This is a genomic window from Comamonas sp. 26 (genome assembly GCF_002754475.1).
Lineage (GTDB): Bacteria > Pseudomonadota > Gammaproteobacteria > Burkholderiales > Burkholderiaceae_C > Comamonas.
In genome coordinates, this window is the sequence record NZ_PEFL01000001.1 from 1,253,547 (window position 1) to 1,272,213 (window position 18,667).

Sequence of the window (18,667 nt, forward strand, 5' to 3'; positions counted from 1 at the left end):
AAGCTGTCTCTTGCTGGACTATCTGCGTGTCAGTCGGCGACGTGATGAAACCTATCGTTCAAAGCGCACAAAGTTGTAGGGCAGGCCGTTGGCGGCAATGTGGCTGCTGCGGCGCACTTCCTTCCAATCGGTTCCCAGTTCGGGCGCGTAGGCATCACCTTCGTAGTCGCGGCCGATTTCTGTGACTTCTACGGCATCGGCCAGGGGCAGGGTCTGAACGTAGATTTGCGCGCCGCCTATGACCCAGACATCTTGCGACAGTTTCTGGGCCAGCTCCAGCGCCTCTTCAAGGCTGGCTGCGCGAACCACTTTGTCGGATGCGGGTTCGGGCTGCCAGTTGCCTTGACGGGTGACGACGATATTGGTGCGGCCGGGCAGGGGGCGAAAGCGCGCGGGCAGGGAGTCCCAAGTCTTGCGGCCCATGATGACGGCGCTGCCCCGGGTCAGATCCTTGAAGTGAGCCATGTCTTCTGGCAGATGCCAGGGCATGGTGTTGTCCTTGCCGATGACACCGTTGGCTGCGCGGGCGTAAATGAGTTGGATGGCCATATAGCTATCAATAAAGAAGCTGCTTGCGCTTGTTGTTCATAGATTTCAGAGATGAAAGCTCTTGAAGCCTATTGAAATCATGCGCAAGCAGCTTTGATTTTTATAGTGAATAGTGTGCGGCTTAAACCGCGACAGGCGCCTTGATGCCTGCGTGGTGCTGATAGTCCAGCACTTCAAAGTCGTCGAACTCGTAGTCGAAGATGGAGTCTGGCTTGCGCTTGATGTTCAGTGTCGGGTAGGCAAAGGGCTGGCGCGCCAGCTGGGTCTGCACCTGCTCGAAGTGGTTGTTGTAGATATGGCAGTCGCCGCCGGTCCAGATGAAGTCACCCACTGCCAGGTCGCATTGCTGGGCCAGCATATGGGTCAGCAGCGCATAGCTGGCGATGTTGAAGGGCACGCCTAAAAAGATATCGGCGCTGCGCTGGTACAGCTGGCAACTGAGCTTGCCTTCGGCCACATAGAACTGGAAAAACGAGTGGCAGGGCATGAGCGCCATCTTGTCGAGCTCGGCCACATTCCAGGCGCTGACGATGATGCGACGGCTGTCGGGGCTGCTTTTGAGCTGTTTGACGACTTCTGCAATCTGGTCGATATGCGTGCCATCGGCCTTGGGCCAGCTGCGCCACTGCACGCCGTACACGGGACCCAGGTCACCCGTGGACTTGTCGGCCCATTCGTCCCAGATGGTGCAGCCGCGCTCTTGCAGCCACTTCACGTTGCTGTCGCCACGGAGAAACCACAGCAATTCCAGAATGATGGACTTGAGGTGAACCTTCTTGGTCGTCACCAGCGGGAAGCCTTCGCTCAGGTCAAAGCGCATCTGGTGGCCGAACACGCTGCGCGTGCCCGTGCCGGTGCGGTCGCCTTTTGCCACGCCTTGCTCAAAGACATGGCGCATAAAGGATTCGTACTGGTTGCGCACGGGGCGCAGGGGGATGTTGGCGTTCATGGTGCTATTGATGGACGGGACGACTCAGCGTACAGGACGCGGGCCGACTCTTGAATGGGGCTGGCACCCAGATCAGAACTCTGGCGGGCGCAATGGTTTGAGTTTGCCACGTGTAGGTTGATTGGCCCTGCGGCCCAGATCAAAGAGCCTATGTACTAGGGCGTTAAGTGGGCTGATGCATTTTTGCAACTGCACAATTGAGCCATTACATAAGGAGTTGTTGGATGTCGCGAATTTTGATGACTGCTGCCGCCAGTGCACTGGCCTGCGCGGCTTTGCTGGCGGGCTGTGACCAGACCAAGGCCCCGGCAGCATCAGCGCCCGTTGATGCACCTGTGCAAGCACCTGCACCGGCTCCTGAGCCAGCAGCCGTGCCTGCAGCCACAGTGCCTGAGCCAGTTCCTGCGGCGACCGCGCAGGTCGTGCCTGGCCCCGTCATTGAGCAAGTGCGCGTGCTGCATGTGGCCAAGGATGGCGAAGAGGGGCTGGCCAGTCTGAAAAGCATGGAAGGCAAGTACCGCTGGGATGGCGTGGACTATCTGAAAACCGGTGTGCTGGCCGAGCGCCTTAAGGCGCTGACGGGCAAGTACTATGAAACCGTGCTCAAGAATCTGGAGACCGTGGGCCCGCTTGAGACGCAAGAAAATATGCTGACCGTGTTTGGCAACCGCCAGCGCATGGGCGGTGAAGAGTCTGCTGGCGTGGTGATTGACCCCGCCCGCAATGGCCTGCGCATCTGGCTGCTGACGGAGGGCAAGCAGATCGTGTTTACCGATGTGGATGGCGCAGACATTCCATGGCCCAAGGATATGCAGACCTTGATTGCCAATCAGCAGCCCGCTTCCTGAGTCGTGAACATGCAGAAAGCCCTGCAATTTCTTGCAGGGCTTTTTTGTGGGCGCTTGGTAATCAGGCCTGTGTCAGCACCACGCCGGGGTTCATGATGCCCTGCGGGTCCAGTGCATTTTTGATAGCGCGCATCATTTGCAGAGCAACGGGAGACTGGTATTTTTCCAGCTTGTCTGTCTTGAGTGCGCCCACGCCATGCTCGGCCGAGAAGGAGCCGTCAAACTTCGCCACGGCTTCATAGACGAGGTGGTTGACCAGCGCTTCTTTCTCGCGCAGAAACTGCTTGCCGTCTTCGCCTTCCGGCACTTGTACGTTGTAGTGGAGATTGCCGTCGCCCAGATGGCCGAAGTTGACCAGGCGCACGCCGGGAATCTCGCGCTTGAGCACCTCATCAGCGTGCTCCACAAAGGCCGGAATGCGCGATGCGGCGACCGAGATGTCGTGCTTGATGTTCAGACCTTCCTCGGCCTGCGCCAGCGGAATGCTCTCGCGGATATGCCACAGGTCATGGGCCTGGCTCAGGCTCTCTGCTACCACGGCATTGACTACGCAGCCGTCTTCAAAAGCGAGTTCGAGCAGGTGCTCGAAGCGCAGGCGGGCATGTTGCTCGGATTCGCTGTCGCTGTTTTCCAGCAGCACGCAGTAAGGGGCTTCGTCACCCATATCGGCGAACGGTACGCGCAGCTGCGGCATGTGTTTGACGACCAGAGACAGCGCAAACTGGCCCATGACTTCAAAGCCCGTGAGGCCCGCACCCAGATGCTGGTGCGCCAGACCCAGCAGGCGCACGGCGGCTTCCATGCTGGGCACGGCGGCAAAGGCTGTCAGTTGTGCGGCGGGCTGGGGGAACAGCTTCATGGTCGCGGCAGTGATGATGCCCAGCGTCCCTTCGCTGCCGATGAACAGGTCGCGCAGGTCGTAGCCGGTGTTGTCCTTGCGCAGCCCCTTGAGGCCATCCCAGACCTCGCCCTGCGGCGTGACCACTTCCAGACCCAGGCACAGATCACGCGTATTTCCATAGCGCACCACCTGTGTGCCGCCTGCGTTGGTGCCCAGATTGCCACCAATCGTGCAACTGCCTTCGGCGGCCAGCGACAGAGGGAACAGCAGGCCTTGCTTGTCTGCCAGCTCCTGCAGGTTTTGCAGAATGCAGCCCGCTTCGACGGTGAAGGTCAGGTTGTCCTTGTCGATATGGCGCACGGCATTCAGGCGCGTCAAGTTCAGCACGATTTGCTGGCCGCTTTGGTCAGGGGTGGAACCCACCGACAGACCGGTGTTGCCGCCCTGGGGTACCAACTGCACGCCCGCTGCCGCGCAGGCCTTGACTACGGCCGCTACTTCGGCGGTGTTGCCGGGGCGCACCACGGCCAGCGACTTGCCGTGCACGCGCTTGCGCCAGTCCTGTTCATAGGCGCTCAAATCGCCGTCGGTCAGCACATGGTTGGCAGTAACGATCTGGCGCAGGGAATCAAGCAGAGCAGTGGAAGTCATGGCAAGCGGGCCGCAGCAGGGGCGGCAGAGAGGGAAAACAGAGGAAATCCTAAGCCAGATACCTGTGCTGGCCGAGGAAAACCACGAAGCCGCAAGCGTAGAACATGGCAGACTTCGGGGCAATCGAAATAAATTGATGGGTTATGCCAGTTTTTCCGAACAATGTCAGCCTGCGCCAGCTGCGCGCCTTTGATGAGGTGGCGCGGCAGGGCGCGTTTGCCCCGGCCGCGCGGGAGCTGTGTCTGACGCAGTCGGCCCTGTCCGAATCCATTCGCCAACTGGAAGAAGCGCTTGGCATGCGCCTGTTTGACCGCACCACACGCACCGTGGGGCTGACCAGCGCGGGCCAGGCCTTTCTGGTCGATGTGCGCCATGCGTTTGACACTCTGGAGCAGGGCTTTCAGAACCTGGGCGATCTGGCGGCGCTGCGCCGGGGCAAGGTGCGCATTGCGGCTGCACCATCGGTGCTGGCGGTGTTGCTGCTGCCGGTGTTGCCCGCGCTGCGTGCGCAGTACCCGGGTATTGAGGTGGACTTGATTGAAGACAGTGCCGAAGGCATTGCCCAGCGTGTGCAGGCCGGGCTGGTCGATTTTGGCGTGGGTGCTGCCCACCCCGCAGGCGGTGATTTGCTGACCCAGCCGCTGGTGAGTGATGCGATGGTGCTGGTCGCCCGCGTGGATGAGCCCTTGCTGCAGGCCCAGCGGCTGGTGGCGGCTGATCTGGCCCATCTGCCGTTTGTGGGGCTGACCACCGATACCGCCATCAGCCAGTTGCTGGCCGCTGCGCCTGGCATGCCGGCGAATGTGCTGCAACCGTCGTTGCGCCTTTCTAACCCGCAGTTGCTGTTTGAGGCCGTGAGTCTGGGGCTTGGCGTGAGCATTGTCCCGGCGCTGACGGCGCGGCATCCGTCGCTGGGCTTGCAGGGGGACTTGGGCTTTAGGCTGCTTGATGAACCGCGCATTCTGCGCCGCACCTTGCTGATTCAGCGGCCACGCCGGGCTCTGTCACCCGCTGCGCAGCTGCTGTTTGAAGCGCTGGCCGGGCAGGTGCAGCAGCTGGCGCGTTATGAGGGCATTGCGCCGGATTGAGCTGTGGCAGCAGCCAAGGCGGCCTTGGCCGCCTTCTGGCGCAGGCGCACATGGGCCGCACAGGCGATGAAGAGCAGCACGCACAACGCCACTTCAATCAGCGCCAGCCAGCGGCTGGGGGCAGGATCGCTCCAGCCGCGCACCACGCCTTCGGTGAAGTACAGCCACACCAGCAGGCTCATCCAGCGATAGGTGTACATGCGGCGCTTGAGCAGACCAATCACGGCAAAGGCCAGCGGCAGCGCCTTGAGAAAGAGCAGCGTGCCGCCGGGACGCAAGGGCGCAAGCCACAGCTCCCAGGCCACGCACAGCACCATCAGCGCAAGCAGACTGCCAACGGCCAGCCAGCGGGTGGCGGCCACGTCAGTGCCGGGCTGATTGATTGGTGAGCAAGTGTTTTCGGGGGCTTGGGGCGAGAGGGCGTCGGTCATAGCAGTGGCATCATATCGACCATGGCAGCCCCCTTTGAATCCGGATTTTTTCTTTTCAATCTTGCGTTTGATTTTGCGCAGGCCCGCGACTCCTTTTTTCGCGTGAAAGGAGTGCCGTCATGAAGAAAAATGACCGCACTGGTTTCTGGGCTGCGCTGGAGGGAAATCCGCAGGCGCAGCAGCCGTCAACCGCTGGTGTGACGCCTTCGCCGGAGCCGCATCTGCGACAAGAGCCCAGCTTGCACGAGCCGCAGTTTGATGCACAAGAACCTCAGTTTGCGCCGCCATCGAATTCGCCCTTGGCGGAGCAGCCTTCACAGCAAGCCGCTCCACCCGTTGGACCACAGGCCGCATCCTTCAGTCAGGCTGCTCAGAGCTGGTCAGGCTACGCTGCCCATTCAGCACAAAACATGCCGCCAGCCCAGTCACATCAGGCGGGAGCTGCTTCTGTTTCAGGAGCGAGCACAGCGCCTGCCGACAAGTTTGGTAAGGCCAAAGTGCTGCTGGCCGGCTGCAAAGACCTGGCCGGGCGCATTCCCAAACCACGCGTGCCCAGCAAGCAAGAGCTGAAGGATGAATTTCACCGCAAAAGCCGCCGCGTGCAGTTGCGGCTGCGTACCTTTCCGTGGCAAAACACCGCGCAGGTGCTGCTGGCCCGCTTCAAGGAAGACCGGCTGGGTGTGACGGCCAGCAGCCTCACCTTCACATCGCTGCTGGCGCTGGTTCCGTTCTTTACCGTGGCGCTGGCTTTGTTCACGGCCTTCCCCATCTTTGGCAAGGCGCAACTGGTGCTGGAGCGCTGGCTGATGGACAGCCTGATCCCCGAGACCATTGCGCGGCAGGTGCTGGGCTATCTCACGCAGTTTGCGTCCAAGGCCAGTCAGCTGGGTCTGGTGGGCTTTTCCATTTTGATGGTCACGGCGCTTGCGCTGATCCTGACCATTGACCGCACGCTCAACAACATCTGGCGCGTACGCCAGTTGCGCCCGCTGGGCCAGCGCGTGCTGATTTACTGGGCCGCCATCACGCTGGGGCCGCTGCTGCTGGGCCTGAGTCTGGTGCTGTCCTCGTATGTGATGTCGGCATCCAAAGGGCTTGTCAACGCGTTGCCGGGCAGTCTGCGCTTTGTGTTTGATTCCATCGAATTTGTGGTGCTGGCCGCAGGCATGGCCGGGCTTTATCACTACGTGCCGAACACTCCGGTGCGCTGGCGCCATGCCATGGTGGGCGGCGTGTTTGTGGCCGTCTTCATGGAAGTGGCCAAGAAGGCGCTGGGTATTTACCTGTCGTCTGTACCCACCTACTCGGTGATTTACGGCGCATTTGCCACGCTGCCTATCTTGCTGATCTGGATGTATGTGGCCTGGAGCATTGTGCTGACGGGGGCTCTTGTCACCGCCTATTTGCCCACCATACTCAGCGGCGTTGAGCGGATGACGGGCCATAGGGGCTGGCAGTTTGAGCTGGCCGTCGAAGTACTGCAATGCCTGGCCAAAGAGCGAGAGCTGCCCCACAAAGGCCTGTTTGTGCACCAGCTCTCGCGCCGCCTGCGCATAGAAGCTTCGCAGATTCAGCCTGTGCTGCAGGCGCTGGCCCAGCTGGACTGGGTGGGTGCCGTGCAGCCGCCAGATGCCTATGTGTCGCTGGAGAGCACGGAGCCCCGCTATGTGCTGCTGGTGGACCCGCGCACCACGCTGGTCGAGCCACTGGTGCAGCGCCTGCTGCTGCAGCCATCTGAAGCGGTGCAGCCGCTGTGGCAGCGCGCCCAGCTGGATGTGATGACTCTGGCCGAGCTGATTGCGGCCCCCATGGCAGATATTCATAGAGTTGATGAAATTCACAAAACTCTATGAATAGATAGCGAGATCAGCTAGATATTTGATAGCAATTGTGCGTTTCCTGTTGGGCACTGCACAATCAGCGGAGCCATTCATCTGCCCGGCGGATTGAGGCCTGATGTTGCAAGTACGCTCTTGCGCAGGCCCAGCCTTCGGGCGAAATTCATTCCAGCCTACAAACATGGTCAGAGCGTGGCTTTAGCCTGCGCTTTGTTGCATTTTATTTTTTGATATTTATGAGCCAATCTGTTTTGGGCCAACCGGTCACCCAACCCTGGCAGCAGTGCAGCCTGGCCCACATGCTGCAAGCACGCGTGGCGGCCACGCCTGAGCTGCCAGCCTATCGAGAATTTGCGGGCAAAGATCAGCCCTGGACTCAGCTGAGCTGGGCGCAGACTGGTGCCGCCGTCATACAGTTTCGTGTTGCCTTGCAGCAAAGCGCGCTGCAGCATGGGGACCGCATCGGCATCTGGCTGCCCAATAGCGTCAACGCCATGTGCGCAGATCAGGCCGCCTTACAGATGGGGGTCATCCCGGTGCCTGTGCACACCACGGACAACCCGGCCAGCATTGCCTATATTTTTGATAATGCCGAAATCAGCCTGCTTGTGCTGAGCAGCCTGAGCCAATGGGAGCGCCTGCGCGCCACAGACTACGCAATATCCAGCCTGCAGACGGTGGTGGTGGCGGATGGTTTGCCAGCCCCGCAAGTCAGCCCCGGCCAGCCCCGCGTGGTGGCGCTGGCAGACTGGCTGCAAGAAGGCGCAGCCATGGCGAGCCAGCCCGCACCGGCTCTGCCAGAGCCCGGCGATGTGGCGGCCATCGTCTACACCTCGGGCACCACGGGCAAGCCCAAGGGTGTGATGCTGACTCACGCCAATGTGATGGCCGATGTCTCTGACTTTGCCGAGCGCGTGCACCCGCGTCAGGACGACCGCTTTTTGTCTTTTCTGCCGCTCTCACACACCTTTGAGCGCACCGTGGGCTATTACCTGGCCATTGCCAGCGGCGCCTGCACGGCCTATGTGCGCTCTGCCGCCTTGCTGATGCAGGACATGCAGACCGAAAAGCCCACCATCCTCGTCTGCGTGCCCCGCATTTATGAGCGCGTGCACGCCAAGATGCTGGAGAAAATTCTGGCGGGCCCCGAGGAAGAGCGTCAGGCCTTTGAAGCAGCAGTGGAGTGGGGCTGGGCCAACTTCTGCGCGCGTCAAGACATTACCGATCTGCACAAGCATGATGCGGCGCTGATTGGCACGCCAGCACCCGCTGCACATGCGCAGCTCAGCCAGCAGATTGCCCAGATGTTTGGCGGCTGCGTGCGCATGGCGATTACGGGTGGCGCCGCCATTCCGCAAAGCACGGCCCGCATCTTTTTGGCGCTGGATGTGCCGCTGCTACAAGGCTATGGCATGACGGAAACCACGCCCGTGATCTCCGTCGTCACGCTGGACAGCAACGACCCTGCCACGGTGGGTGAGCCTGCTGCCCAGCGTTGAGGTTCGCATTGGCGAGCAGCATGAGCTGCAAGTACGCGGCGCGATTGTGATGAAGGGCTACTGGAAGCGACCCGAAGAAACGGCTGCCGCGTTTACCGAAGACGGCTGGCTGCGCACCGGCGATCAGGCGGAGCTGGTCAAGGGCCGTATTCGCCTGCTGGGGCGGCTCAAGGAAATCATCGTCACCTCGACCGGCGAGAAAATTTCGCCTGCGGATCTGGAGCTGTCGCTGCTGGCCGACCCGCTGATCGAGCAAATCATGGTGCTGGGCGACCACCGTCCCTATGTGAGCGCGATTGCGGTGCTCAATGAAGAAAACTGGGCCATGTTTGCCCGCGAAAACGGCTGGGATGCAGATAACCCCGAAACCCTGCGCCAGCCCGTGGTGGTGCAGGCGGTGCTCAAGCGCCTGCAGGCCTTGAGTGCGGACTTTCCCAGCTACGCCCAGCCGCGTGCATTGCTGCTGACGCTGGAGCCGTGGAGTGTGGAAAACCAGTTGCTCACCCCCACGATGAAAGTCAAACGCGCCCCCATTCTGGCGCGTTATGCTGATGAAATTGAGAGCATTTACGGCAATCGCCGCGTGGGCTAAGTACCAATTGATCCATCAAAAACGGGCCGTGTGGCCCGTTTTTTGTTGATGAGCGTGGATCACATCTTGATGCGGCCCAGCAAGATATCGCGCCACATCATCCAGTCGCCGCGAAAGCTGTAGAGCGGGCGCTTGAAACTGGCAGGCCGGTTTTTCTCAAAACCGAAATGTCCCACCCAGGCAAAGGCGTAGCCGCAGACCAGCGCGGCCAGCAGATACCACCAGTCACCCGTCAAAAATAGCACCAGCAAAAAGCCCAGAGACAGGCTGGTGCCGATGAAGTGCAGCCGTCTGCAGGTGGTGTTGCTGTGCTCGCCCAGATAGAAAGGGTAGAACTCGGAAAAGCTCTTGAACTGGCGAGGGTCAACGGCAGTTTTTGCGGCTCCAGCTGCGTCGCCTTCCCGTTCGGTGGTCGTGGACTGAGACATGGCAAACCTCGGTTGGATGTGAATTTTTCTTATACCGCCGAGCGTGTGGAACGGTTAGCGGGTAAGTGCGTGGCTGCTAGCGTTGATCCGTCACCTGAAAGACAGGTCGGTTGAGGCAAGACTGCGCAAAATCTGCCGAGTCCACTACCGCAGCTGCCCCAGGTGCGCTCTTGCGAAGGCATCAGCTCCGCCTCCTGCTCTCAAAACCGAAACTGCCCATGTTTGACAACACCATGCCGCCTGTTGAGATCGCTATGAGTGAAATCCGTGTTTCTACGCCGGACGGGCATTTGTTCGTCAAACGCTGGCAGCCGCAGACAGGGGCGGGCAATGCGCCAGGAAAAGCGCCGATTGTGCTCATGCACGACTCGCTGGGCAGCGTGGCCCTGTGGCGCGATTTTCCTGAGCAACTGGCTGTCGCAACAAGCCGTGAAGTCATTGCCTATGACAGGCTGGGCTTTGGGCAGTCCGATGTCAACCCGCATCAGCTAGGCCCCCGCTTTGTCGAGGGCGAGGTGACGACAGGCTTTGCCCCCATTCATCAGGCGCTGGGGCTGGATGCTTTTGTCATGCTGGGCCACAGCGTGGGTGGTGGCATGGCGGCCATGGTGGCGGCGGCGTATCCGCTGCAGTGCAAGGCGCTGATGACCGAGTCCGCCCAGAGTTTTGTGGAAGAGCGCACGCTTGAGGGCATTCGCGCTGCGCGCGACAGCTTTGCCCAGCCGGGCCAGCTGGAGCGGCTCTCGCGCTATCACGGTGACAAGGCGGCCTGGGTGTTGTCAGCCTGGGTGGACACCTGGCTGAGCGAGCCCTTTGCCCATTACCGGCTGGATGCGGCCTTGAGGCAGGTGCACTGTCCGGTGCTGGCCATTCATGGCGAGCTGGACGAGTTTGGTTCTCTCATCCACCCCGAAAACATCTGCACCTGGGCGCAAGGCCCGTGCGAGGCCGAGATCATTGCGGGCGGCGGCCATGTGCCGCACCGCGAACTACCTGATCGCATTACCGGGCGTATTGCGCAGTTTTTGTCAAGAATTGCCTGATTCGTGCTCAGTGCTCAGCGCTCTGGCTGTGCGCGTGGGCAAAGTCCACCAGATCAGCCGGGTAGTGAGGCAGGGCGCGCAGCGCAGCATCGCCCCAGCCGTAAAGCACCGACAAGGCGCCCACCTCCAGCGCCCAGAAAAATGTGCCCAGCCAAGGCTTACCTTTCTTTTGCTGCGAGGGTGAGAGGCGCAAAAAATCGGCGTACTGGGTTTGCACATAGGCCACCAGTGGTTCGGGTGACGGCTCACCCAGCAGCTCAAAAAACGGCAGCAGCGCGCCATAGGGGCGTGGGTGGAATAGTGTTTCGTTGACTTCTTCCAGCTCAATGGCCGCAGCGCTCAGGTAGTCGAGCAGGCGGTCGGTGTCAAAGGCCAGCACTTGTTCGACGATGGCGGGGATTTCCTCGGGCGCATCCAGCAGCACGGCCAGCGCCATCAGGATGACGGCGTATTTGTACTCTGCGCTGCGGGCGTTGATGGGGGCGGGCACGCCGTAGTCCTCATCCATGGCCTCACTCATGCTGGTACGTGCGTGGCTGGCCACAGCGGCTGCGTCTTTCCAAAGCGCCACAGTCTCCAGGTAAATGGGGCGCAGCACATCACCGGGCAGGCCCAGATCAACGCCGTAGATCAGCAAATGGCAGGCCTCTTGCCCAGCAGCCTGCCAGCCCCAGTAGTTCTCCAGTGCCGAATGGGCTTGCAGATTCAGTGGAGCTTGGTAGCCGGGGCTGGCTGCAAAGCGCTGCAACGTGGCCAGTGCGGCATTCCAGTCAGCTTTTTTATCCGTGAGATTGAGCTTGCGCCTAGGTGTCAGCCCGGTCAGCGCTATGGATTTCCATTGGGCGCAAGCGTTGGCAAGATCGCCATGGGGCATAAAAATGTCGGTCATGGCGCAAGCTTAGAGGCTTAGCCAGCCAGAAAATCCCGAATCGCAAACAGCGTCGCGTCGGGTGACTCCGTCATCTGGTTATGGCCGTTGGGAATCAGCTGCTCCTTGACTTGTTTGCCCGCGGCCTTGGCAGCCTTGATCAGGCCCTTGGCAGCTTTGGGCGGCGTCATCTGGTCTTGCTCGCTCAGCACAAACAAAACCGGGCAGGTGATCTGGGCCATGGCGGCCTCACCGCCGGCATAGCGGTCGCAGGCGGTAAAGCCTGCGTGCAGCAAGTTGGTGTCGGCATTGCTGGCCAGCACGCGGCGGCCCAGCGCCATGCCTGCGCCAAACACCCAGCTGCCTGCGCCATTGGGCGGTGACAGCGTGGCGCGCGAGAAGGTGTTGACCATGGCAATGGCTTTTTCGGGTGTGTTCAGGGCCGATTCCAGCAGCGCGGGCGAGACCTTCATGGGGAAGGCCGTGCCCACCAGCACCAGATGGCTGATGCGCTCTTTGAGCGTGGCAGCGGTTTCCATGGCGATTAGGCTGCCCCAGCTGTGGCCGATCAACGCGGCTTTTTGCAATCCAGCGGCGTCCATCAGCTGGCCGATGAAAGTGGCAACATCTTCAACCGTTTTTGGCGCTGCGCCACCGCTTTTGCAATGGCCTGGCAGATCCAGCGCCAGCACATTCCAGCCGTGGTTGGCTATGTAGCGGCTTTGCAGGGCCCACACGCTGTGGTCGCACAGCACGCCGTGAATGAAGATGGCGGTGGGCTTGGCTGCATCGAACGCCTTACCGCCGGTATAGGCGTAAATATCTGCGCCTTGAACTTGGATACGCATCGTTGTCTCCGATTTTTTAGATGTCCGCAATCAGTCGCTTGCCCATCGATACCGTTTTGTCGTCCGTGTAACCCAGGCTTTCGTACAAGGCGATGACCACCTCGTTGCCTGCGCGCACTTGCAGGTTCAGCTTGGGGCAGCCGCGCGCGGTCAGCAATTGCTCGGCTTGCTGCATCAGCTGGCTTGCGTGGCCTTGGCGCTGGTGCGATGGGTGCACGGCAAGGTAGTTGATCCAGCCACGGTGCCCGTCGTAGCCGACCATAACGGTTGCCATCAACAGGCCTTGGTCATCGGTGCCAACTAAAAACAGCTCGGGCGACACACTCAGCTTGCGCGCAATGTCTTTGTGCGGATCGTTCCAGGGGCGGGTCAGGCCGCAGTCGTTCCACAACTGCACAACCGCTTCGATGTCTGCCTGTGCAAATACACGGATCTCCATCACGCGGCTTTTTCTGCGGCCTTCAACGCACGTTTCAGGTCGTCAATCAGATCATCGGCATCTTCCAGGCCAATCGACAGACGAATCGTGCCTTGACTGATGCCCGCTTGCGAAAGCGCTTCATCGCTCATGCGGAAATGCGTGGTGCTGGCGGGGTGAATCACCAGAGAGCGGCAATCGCCCACATTGGCCAGGTGGCTGAAGACCTTCAGTGTTTCGATGAACTTCTTGCCCTGGTTGCGGTTGCCGGCAATATCAAAGCTGAACACCGAGCCCGCGCCGCGCGGCAGCAGTTTCTTGGCCAGAGCGTAGGAGGAATGGCTCTCCAGCATGGGGTGGCCCACGCGGCTGACCAGGGGATGGCTGGCCAGGAACTGCACCACCTTTTCGGTGTTCTTCATGTGGCGTTCCATGCGCAGCGGCAGGGTTTCAATGCCTTGCAAAATCAGCCATGCGCTGTGCGGGCTCAGGCAGGCGCCAAAGTCGCGCAGGCCTTCGCGGCGGGCACGCAGCAAGAAGGCACCCACCGTGCTTTCCTCGCTGAACACCATGTTGTGAAAGCCGTCGTAGGGCTCGGTCAGTTCGGGGAATTTGCCCGATTTTTCCCAGTCAAAACTGCCGCCGTCCACCACGATGCCGCCAATCACCGTGCCGTGTCCCGAGAGAAACTTGGTTGCAGAGTGATAGACGATGTCCGCGCCATGTTTAAGCGGCTGCATCAGCCACGGAGAGGTGAGGGTTGAGTCCACCAGCAGCGGCACGCCAGCCCCATGAGCGATAGCGCTGATGGTGGGAATGTCCAGCACATCCAGCCCGGGGTTGCCCACGGTTTCGCCAAAGAACAGCTTGGTGTTGGGGCGCACGGCTGCGCGCCAGCCGTCAATGTCGCCGGGCTTGACGAAGGTGGTTTCTATGCCAAAGCGGCGCAACGTGTAGTGCAGCAGGTTCTGCGATCCTCCATAGAGGGCGGTACTGGCCACGATATGGCTGCCTGCGCCCATCAGCGTGGCAATGGAGAGGTGCAGTGCTGCTTGCCCGCTGGCCACGGCAATTGCGCCTACACCGCCTTCAAGTGCGGAGACACGCTGCTCCAGCACCGCGTTGGTGGGGTTGCTGATGCGGCTGTAGACATGGCCGGGCCGCTCCAGGTTGAACAGGCTGGCCGCGTGGTCGCTCGATTCAAAGACAAACGAGGTTGTCAGGTGAATGGGCGTGGCGCGTGCGCCGGTGGCGGGGTCGGGCTGTGCACCTGCGTGCAGGCTCAGGGTGTCAAAACCGGGGTCTGAGTAGCCGGGCATGTCTTGTCTCCGTGATGATTTTGATCATTGAAGGCGACATTGCGCCCGCAACAATTATTTGGTTTTGACGAATTGACTATTGATTTTGTGGAAAATTAACTGTTTCGTCAGTGTTTTCGATTTTCTGACTTCGTCCCATTGTGGGCTATATTGGTGCACGCACTCGGATTTTGCGCACAGTGATGCCGCACGTGCTGACACGTGCAGGACAAATACGGCCAGAGTGCAAACCAGATTCGGAGAACAGCAATGAAAGTAAGTGACATCCTGCGCGTCAAAGGCAACACCCTGTATACGGTGTCGCCCGATGAAAGCCTGGCTGCTGCGGTGCAGGTGATGTCGGAAAAGGACATCGGCTCGCTGGTGGTCATGGAACACGGCGATGTGGTGGGCATGCTCACCTTCCGCGAAGTGATTCAGGGCTTTGTGAAAACCGGCGGCGTGGAGCGTGCCTCCGTGCGCGGCGCCATGGACGATGCGCCAATGACCTGCACCATGGAAACCGATATGGACGAGGTGCGCCGCATGATGCTGGACCGCCACGCGCGCTATATGCCCGTGATGGACAAGCGCATGTTGATGGGCGTGATCAGCCTGTATGACGTGGCCAAGGCCGTGGTGGATAGCCAGAACTTTGAGAACCGCATGCTCAAGGCCTATATCCGCGATTGGCCTGAAGGCGAGCGCCAGGGCGCTGATTAATCCATCCGTCGCTCCAGACTCCAGCCCCGCTTGATGCGGGGTTTATTTTTTGCGGGCAGCGTTACTGGCGATGGCTGGCGCAGCGCAGTGTCAACCCATGAAACGCAGAGCGCTGGCAAGCCCGCAGGCATAATTGGAAGCCTATGAGCGGCAATACCTTCGGCACAATTTTCACGGTCACCAACTTTGGTGAATCCCACGGTCCAGCCATTGGCTGCGTGATTGACGGCTGCCCCCCGGGCATGGCCTTGAGTGAGGCAGATATCCAGTTCGATCTGGACCGCCGCCGCCCCGGCACCAGCAAGTTTGTCACCCAGCGCAACGAGCCCGATGCGGTCGAGATTCTCTCGGGCGTGTACGAGGGTAAGACCACGGGCACGCCGATTGCGCTGCTCATCCGCAATACCGACCAGCGCAGCAAGGATTACTCCAACATTGCGCAGAGCTTTCGCCCCGGGCACGCTGACTACGCTTACTTTCAAAAGTACGGCATCCGCGACCCGCGTGGCGGTGGCCGATCATCTGCCCGCCTGACAGCGCCCACGGTGGCGGCTGGCGCAGTGGCTAAAAAGTGGCTCAAAGAAAAGTTTGGCACCGAGTTTCGCGCCTGCATGACGCAGATTGGCGAGCTGCCCATAGGCTTTGAGGGCTGGGAGCATGTGCCGCACAACCCCTTCTTCGCCCCCGTGGCCGATGTGACGCAGTACGAGGAATACATGGAGCAGCTGCGCAAGAGCGGTGACTCCTGTGGTGCTGCGCTGCGCGTGAACGCCAGCAATATGCCTGTGGGTCTGGGTCAGCCTCTGTATGACCGGCTGGACGCCGACATTGCCTACGCCATGATGGGCTTGAACGCCGTCAAGGCCGTAGAAATTGGCGCAGGCTTTGACAGTGTGGCCCAGCGCGGCACCACGCACGGTGATTCGCTGAGCCCTGAGGGCTTTCGCAGCAACAACGCTGGCGGCATCGTGGGCGGTATCAGCACCGGGCAAGACCTGGAAGTGCGCATTGGCATCAAGCCCACCAGCTCCATCATCACGCCGCGTGAATCGATTGATGTGCATGGCAATACCGCCGAAGTGATTACCAAGGGCCGCCACGACCCGTGCGTGGGCATTCGCGCGGCACCCATTGCCGAAGCGTTGCTGGCCCTGGTGGTGATGGACCACGCGCTGCGCCACCGTGCGCAGAACGCAGATGTCGATTCGGGCTTGGCGCCCATTCCTGCTTCAGCCGCCTGACATCAAAAAAACCGTTTTGTGCGCTACAACCAGAGGCTCAGGAGCGTCGTGATGGTTGTAGCAAACAAAAAATCCAAGCAACGCCAGCCCCGCGCTTTGTCGCCGGGCTGGCGTTGTGCATTTCGAAGCATTGTAGCAGGTGCTGCTGCGGCATTGTTGTCGATAGGTCTGTCGGCCTGTGGCGGTGGCGCGATCAAGCCCGCCAGCATGGATATCACCTTGCTGGGCTTCAATGACTTTCACGGCAATCTGGAGCCGCCCAGGCAGGCCGTAGTGGCGAAAAACGCGCAAGGACGGAGCGTAGCGGTGCCCGCAGGGGGCGCGGCCTATCTGGCGCAGGCGGTTGCCGAGCGGCGTGCTGCCAGTCGCCATGTGGCGGTGGTGACGGCGGGGGACATGATTGGGGCATCGCCCATCGTGTCATCGCTGTTTCTGGATGAGCCTACGATTGAGGCGCTGAACCTGATGAAGGTGGACTTTGCCGCCACCGGCAACCACGAATACGACCAAGGCGCTGACGAGCTGCTGCGCATGCAAAACGGTGGCTGCGAGAAGTTCACCAGCAAAGAGCCTTGCCAGCTCAGCAAACCCTTTAAGGGCGCGGCGTTTCAGTATCTGGCGGCCAACACCATCCGCGATGATGGAAAACCGCTGTTCCCCTCCACAGGCGTGAAATTTTTTGAGCAAGACGGCTTGCGCATCGGCGTGGGCTTTATCGGCATGACGCTCCAGAACACGCCGCACATGGTGCGCCCCAGCGGCGTGAAAGGGCTGCGCTTTACGGCAGAGGCGCTGACGGCCAATGCGCTGATTCCGCAGCTGCGCGCACAAGGGGCTGATGTGATCGTGGTGCTGGTGCATGAAGGCGGTAGCACCACAAGTAGCCTGCAGGACAATAGTTGCCAAGGACTGTCTGGCGATATCGTGCCGATTCTGGAGCAGCTCTCTGCCGAGGTGGATGTGGTCATCTCCGGCCATACGCATCGGGCTTATCTGTGTGACTACGCCAAGGTCAACCCGAATAAACCGTTTTTACTGACCAGCGGTGGCCTGTACGGCACGCTGCTGACCGAGGTAAAGCTCACCGTCGATGCGCGCACGCGCCGCGTGAGTCAAAAGTCGGCACGCCAGAATATCGTGCAAGGCGAGGCCTATACCGGCAGCGCAGGCGTGGTGGCGCTGCAGCCCGACTTCCCGGTCTTTGCTGCGGATCCGGGCGTGGCGCAGCTGGTGGCCCGCTACAAGGCCGCTGCGCAGCCCCTGGCAGCGATGCCCGTGGGGCGGCTGGCAGCTGCAGCCTTGCGCATGCCGCACAGCAATGGCGAAAGCGTGGTGGGCCGCATGGTGGCTGACAGCATTCTGGCCGCCACGCAAGATGCGGCGGCGGGCGGGGCGCAGGTGGCCTTTATGAATTCTGGCGGCGTGCGCGCCGATCTGTTGCCGGATGCGAGCGGGCAGGTCACTTACGGCCAACTTTTCAGCGTGCAGCCTTTTGGCAATACGCTGATGGTGATGAGCCTGACGGGCGAGCAGATTCGCCAGGTGCTGGAGCAGCAGTTCAACAGCGGCACCAACACCGTGGATGCGCCGCGCATCCTGCAGGTGTCGCAAGGCTTTGGCTACCGCTTTGACCGCAGCCAGACCGCAGGGCAGCGGGTGAGCGAGATTCGCCTCAACGGCCGCCCGCTGGACATGGCTCAAACCTATCGCGTGGGCCTGCAAAGCTATCTGGGCACGGGCGGCGACAACTTCAGCATTTTTATGCAAGGCACTGATGTCGTGGGCGGCATGCTGGATGTGGATGCGCTGGTTGAGCATGTGCGCGCGCAGAGCTGGGTAGCACCCATGGCGCTACCGTTACATGAGCGTATTGCGCGCGTCTATTAATAAAAATGAATGAAAAGTGTCTTGAAAACATTTATTGACAATCGCTTAATGCTCTTGAATTAATAGCGTTATCAGTTTGAATCGCCCAAAAACAAAGCCACCCGAGGGTGGCTTTGTTGTGTCTGATCGATGTATCAGCTGGCAGCTGGCTTCTTGGGCGCTTTGACCTTGGGGCTGCGGACTTCATCCATGATGTTGGTGAAGTCGTCCACATCCTCAAAGCTGCGATAGACGCTGGCAAAGCGGATATAGCCCACTTTGTCCAGGCCCTTGAGCTCATCCATAACCAGCTCGCCAAGGCGGCTGGAATCGATCTCGCGCTGACCCAGATTGAGTAGCTTGTCTTCGATGCGCTCTATGGCGGCATCGATGAGCGCGGTGCTCACCGGGCGCTTGCGTAGCGCGATCTTGAAAGAGCCTTGCAGCTTGGCGCGCTCGTACTCGATGCGGCGGCCATCTTTCTTGACTACGGTCGGAAAGCTGACCTCGGGCCGTTCATACGTTGTGAAACGCTTGTCGCAGCCACCGCAGCGGCGGCGGCGGCGAATGAAGCCCCCATCCTCGGACTCGCGCGTTTCGACAACTTGCGTGTCCGGGTTGCTGCAGAAGGGGCACTTCATGGTGTGT

General features: G+C 60.6%; 19 protein-coding genes. 9 read left to right on the forward strand and 10 right to left on the reverse strand.

What is annotated here, in order from left to right:
* Positions 1-51: 51 nt before the first annotated feature.
* Together CLU84_RS05730 and CLU84_RS05735 are read right to left on the reverse strand one after the other, a co-directional pair.
* On the reverse strand, positions 52-549 hold the full coding sequence (locus tag CLU84_RS05730; RefSeq protein WP_099736361.1) for a dihydrofolate reductase: 498 nt from the start codon (positions 547-549) through the stop codon (positions 52-54).
* Between the two features lie 121 nt (positions 550-670).
* Positions 671-1,486, reverse strand: a complete 816-nt coding sequence (locus CLU84_RS05735; RefSeq protein WP_199173760.1) for a thymidylate synthase — start codon at positions 1,484-1,486, stop codon at positions 671-673.
* Between the two features lie 236 nt (positions 1,487-1,722).
* Here CLU84_RS05735 and CLU84_RS05740 point away from each other — a divergent pair, with 236 nt between their 5' ends.
* On the forward strand, positions 1,723-2,346 hold the full coding sequence (locus CLU84_RS05740; protein ID WP_099736363.1) for a hypothetical protein: 624 nt from the start codon (positions 1,723-1,725) through the stop codon (positions 2,344-2,346).
* A gap of 61 nt (positions 2,347-2,407) precedes the next feature.
* Here CLU84_RS05740 and CLU84_RS05745 read toward each other — a convergent pair whose 3' ends face one another.
* On the reverse strand, positions 2,408-3,838 hold the full coding sequence (locus CLU84_RS05745) for an FAD-binding oxidoreductase (protein WP_099736364.1): 1,431 nt from the start codon (positions 3,836-3,838) through the stop codon (positions 2,408-2,410).
* Positions 3,839-3,981: 143 nt separating this feature from the next.
* Between CLU84_RS05745 and CLU84_RS05750 the strand changes: the two genes are divergently transcribed.
* Positions 3,982-4,926 carry a LysR family transcriptional regulator gene (locus CLU84_RS05750; RefSeq protein WP_099736365.1) on the forward strand — a complete coding sequence of 315 codons (945 nt, stop codon included), beginning with the start codon at positions 3,982-3,984 and terminating at the stop codon, positions 4,924-4,926.
* On the opposite strand, the gene CLU84_RS05755 is transcribed toward CLU84_RS05750, so the two are convergent.
* Positions 4,902-5,357, reverse strand: coding sequence for a DUF2069 domain-containing protein (locus CLU84_RS05755; protein WP_099736366.1), 456 nt, complete (start codon positions 5,355-5,357; stop codon positions 4,902-4,904). The two genes, CLU84_RS05750 and CLU84_RS05755, sit on opposite strands and share 25 nt — an antisense overlap.
* 119 nt (positions 5,358-5,476) lie before the next feature.
* Here CLU84_RS05755 and CLU84_RS05760 point away from each other — a divergent pair, with 119 nt between their 5' ends.
* The 3 genes from CLU84_RS05760 (at position 5,477) to CLU84_RS22630 (ending at position 9,286) form a co-directional block, all read left to right on the forward strand.
* Positions 5,477-7,210 (forward strand): YihY family inner membrane protein, encoded by a 1,734-nt coding sequence (locus tag CLU84_RS05760; RefSeq protein ID WP_199173693.1) that lies wholly within the window; start codon positions 5,477-5,479, stop codon positions 7,208-7,210.
* A 221-nt stretch (positions 7,211-7,431) separates the two neighbouring features.
* Complete coding sequence (locus tag CLU84_RS05765) at positions 7,432-8,694, forward strand: AMP-binding protein (protein WP_369826806.1); 1,263 nt, start codon at positions 7,432-7,434, stop codon at positions 8,692-8,694.
* A complete protein-coding gene (locus CLU84_RS22630) occupies positions 8,672-9,286 on the forward strand; it encodes a hypothetical protein (protein WP_369826807.1) in 615 nt (204 codons plus the stop codon). The genes CLU84_RS05765 and CLU84_RS22630 overlap by 23 nt, the downstream gene beginning before the upstream one ends.
* Positions 9,287-9,345: 59 nt before the next feature.
* Here the strand turns inward: CLU84_RS22630 and CLU84_RS05770 are convergent, their stop codons facing one another.
* Positions 9,346-9,714 carry a DUF962 domain-containing protein gene (locus CLU84_RS05770; protein ID WP_099736367.1) on the reverse strand — a complete coding sequence of 123 codons (369 nt, stop codon included), beginning with the start codon at positions 9,712-9,714 and terminating at the stop codon, positions 9,346-9,348.
* Between the two features lie 218 nt (positions 9,715-9,932).
* On the opposite strand from CLU84_RS05770, the gene CLU84_RS05775 reads away from it, so the two are divergent.
* Positions 9,933-10,757, forward strand: coding sequence for an alpha/beta fold hydrolase (locus CLU84_RS05775; protein ID WP_099736368.1), 825 nt, complete (start codon positions 9,933-9,935; stop codon positions 10,755-10,757).
* A 7-nt stretch (positions 10,758-10,764) separates the two neighbouring features.
* On the opposite strand, the gene CLU84_RS05780 is transcribed toward CLU84_RS05775, so the two are convergent.
* Genes CLU84_RS05780 through CLU84_RS05795 form a run of 4 tightly spaced genes read right to left on the reverse strand, consistent with a single transcriptional unit; the run spans position 10,765 to position 14,210 of the window.
* Complete coding sequence (locus tag CLU84_RS05780) at positions 10,765-11,646, reverse strand: PoNe immunity protein domain-containing protein (RefSeq protein ID WP_099736369.1); 882 nt, start codon at positions 11,644-11,646, stop codon at positions 10,765-10,767.
* 17 nt (positions 11,647-11,663) lie between these two features.
* The gene (locus CLU84_RS05785) at positions 11,664-12,473 is read right to left on the reverse strand and encodes an alpha/beta fold hydrolase (RefSeq protein WP_099736370.1); all 810 of its coding nucleotides are present in this window, start codon (positions 12,471-12,473) and stop codon (positions 11,664-11,666) included.
* Positions 12,474-12,489: 16 nt separating this feature from the next.
* A complete protein-coding gene (locus tag CLU84_RS05790) occupies positions 12,490-12,912 on the reverse strand; it encodes a GNAT family acetyltransferase (RefSeq protein ID WP_099736371.1) in 423 nt (140 codons plus the stop codon).
* Positions 12,912-14,210 (reverse strand): O-acetylhomoserine aminocarboxypropyltransferase, encoded by a 1,299-nt coding sequence (locus CLU84_RS05795; protein ID WP_099736372.1) that lies wholly within the window; start codon positions 14,208-14,210, stop codon positions 12,912-12,914. The genes CLU84_RS05790 and CLU84_RS05795 overlap by 1 nt, the downstream gene beginning before the upstream one ends.
* 249 nt (positions 14,211-14,459) lie before the next feature.
* On the opposite strand from CLU84_RS05795, the gene CLU84_RS05800 reads away from it, so the two are divergent.
* The 3 genes from CLU84_RS05800 to CLU84_RS05810 all read left to right on the forward strand — a co-directional run bounded on the left by CLU84_RS05800 (position 14,460) and on the right by CLU84_RS05810 (position 18,040).
* Positions 14,460-14,912, forward strand: coding sequence for a CBS domain-containing protein (locus CLU84_RS05800; protein WP_099736373.1), 453 nt, complete (start codon positions 14,460-14,462; stop codon positions 14,910-14,912).
* Positions 14,913-15,055: 143 nt separating this feature from the next.
* Positions 15,056-16,153 carry a chorismate synthase gene (gene aroC / locus CLU84_RS05805; RefSeq protein WP_099736374.1) on the forward strand — a complete coding sequence of 366 codons (1,098 nt, stop codon included), beginning with the start codon at positions 15,056-15,058 and terminating at the stop codon, positions 16,151-16,153.
* A gap of 51 nt (positions 16,154-16,204) precedes the next feature.
* The gene (locus tag CLU84_RS05810) at positions 16,205-18,040 is read left to right on the forward strand and encodes a bifunctional UDP-sugar hydrolase/5'-nucleotidase (RefSeq protein WP_099736375.1); all 1,836 of its coding nucleotides are present in this window, start codon (positions 16,205-16,207) and stop codon (positions 18,038-18,040) included.
* A gap of 134 nt (positions 18,041-18,174) precedes the next feature.
* Here CLU84_RS05810 and nrdR read toward each other — a convergent pair whose 3' ends face one another.
* Positions 18,175-18,660 carry a transcriptional regulator NrdR gene (nrdR, locus tag CLU84_RS05815; protein WP_099736376.1) on the reverse strand — a complete coding sequence of 162 codons (486 nt, stop codon included), beginning with the start codon at positions 18,658-18,660 and terminating at the stop codon, positions 18,175-18,177.
* Positions 18,661-18,667: the final 7 nt, after the last annotated feature.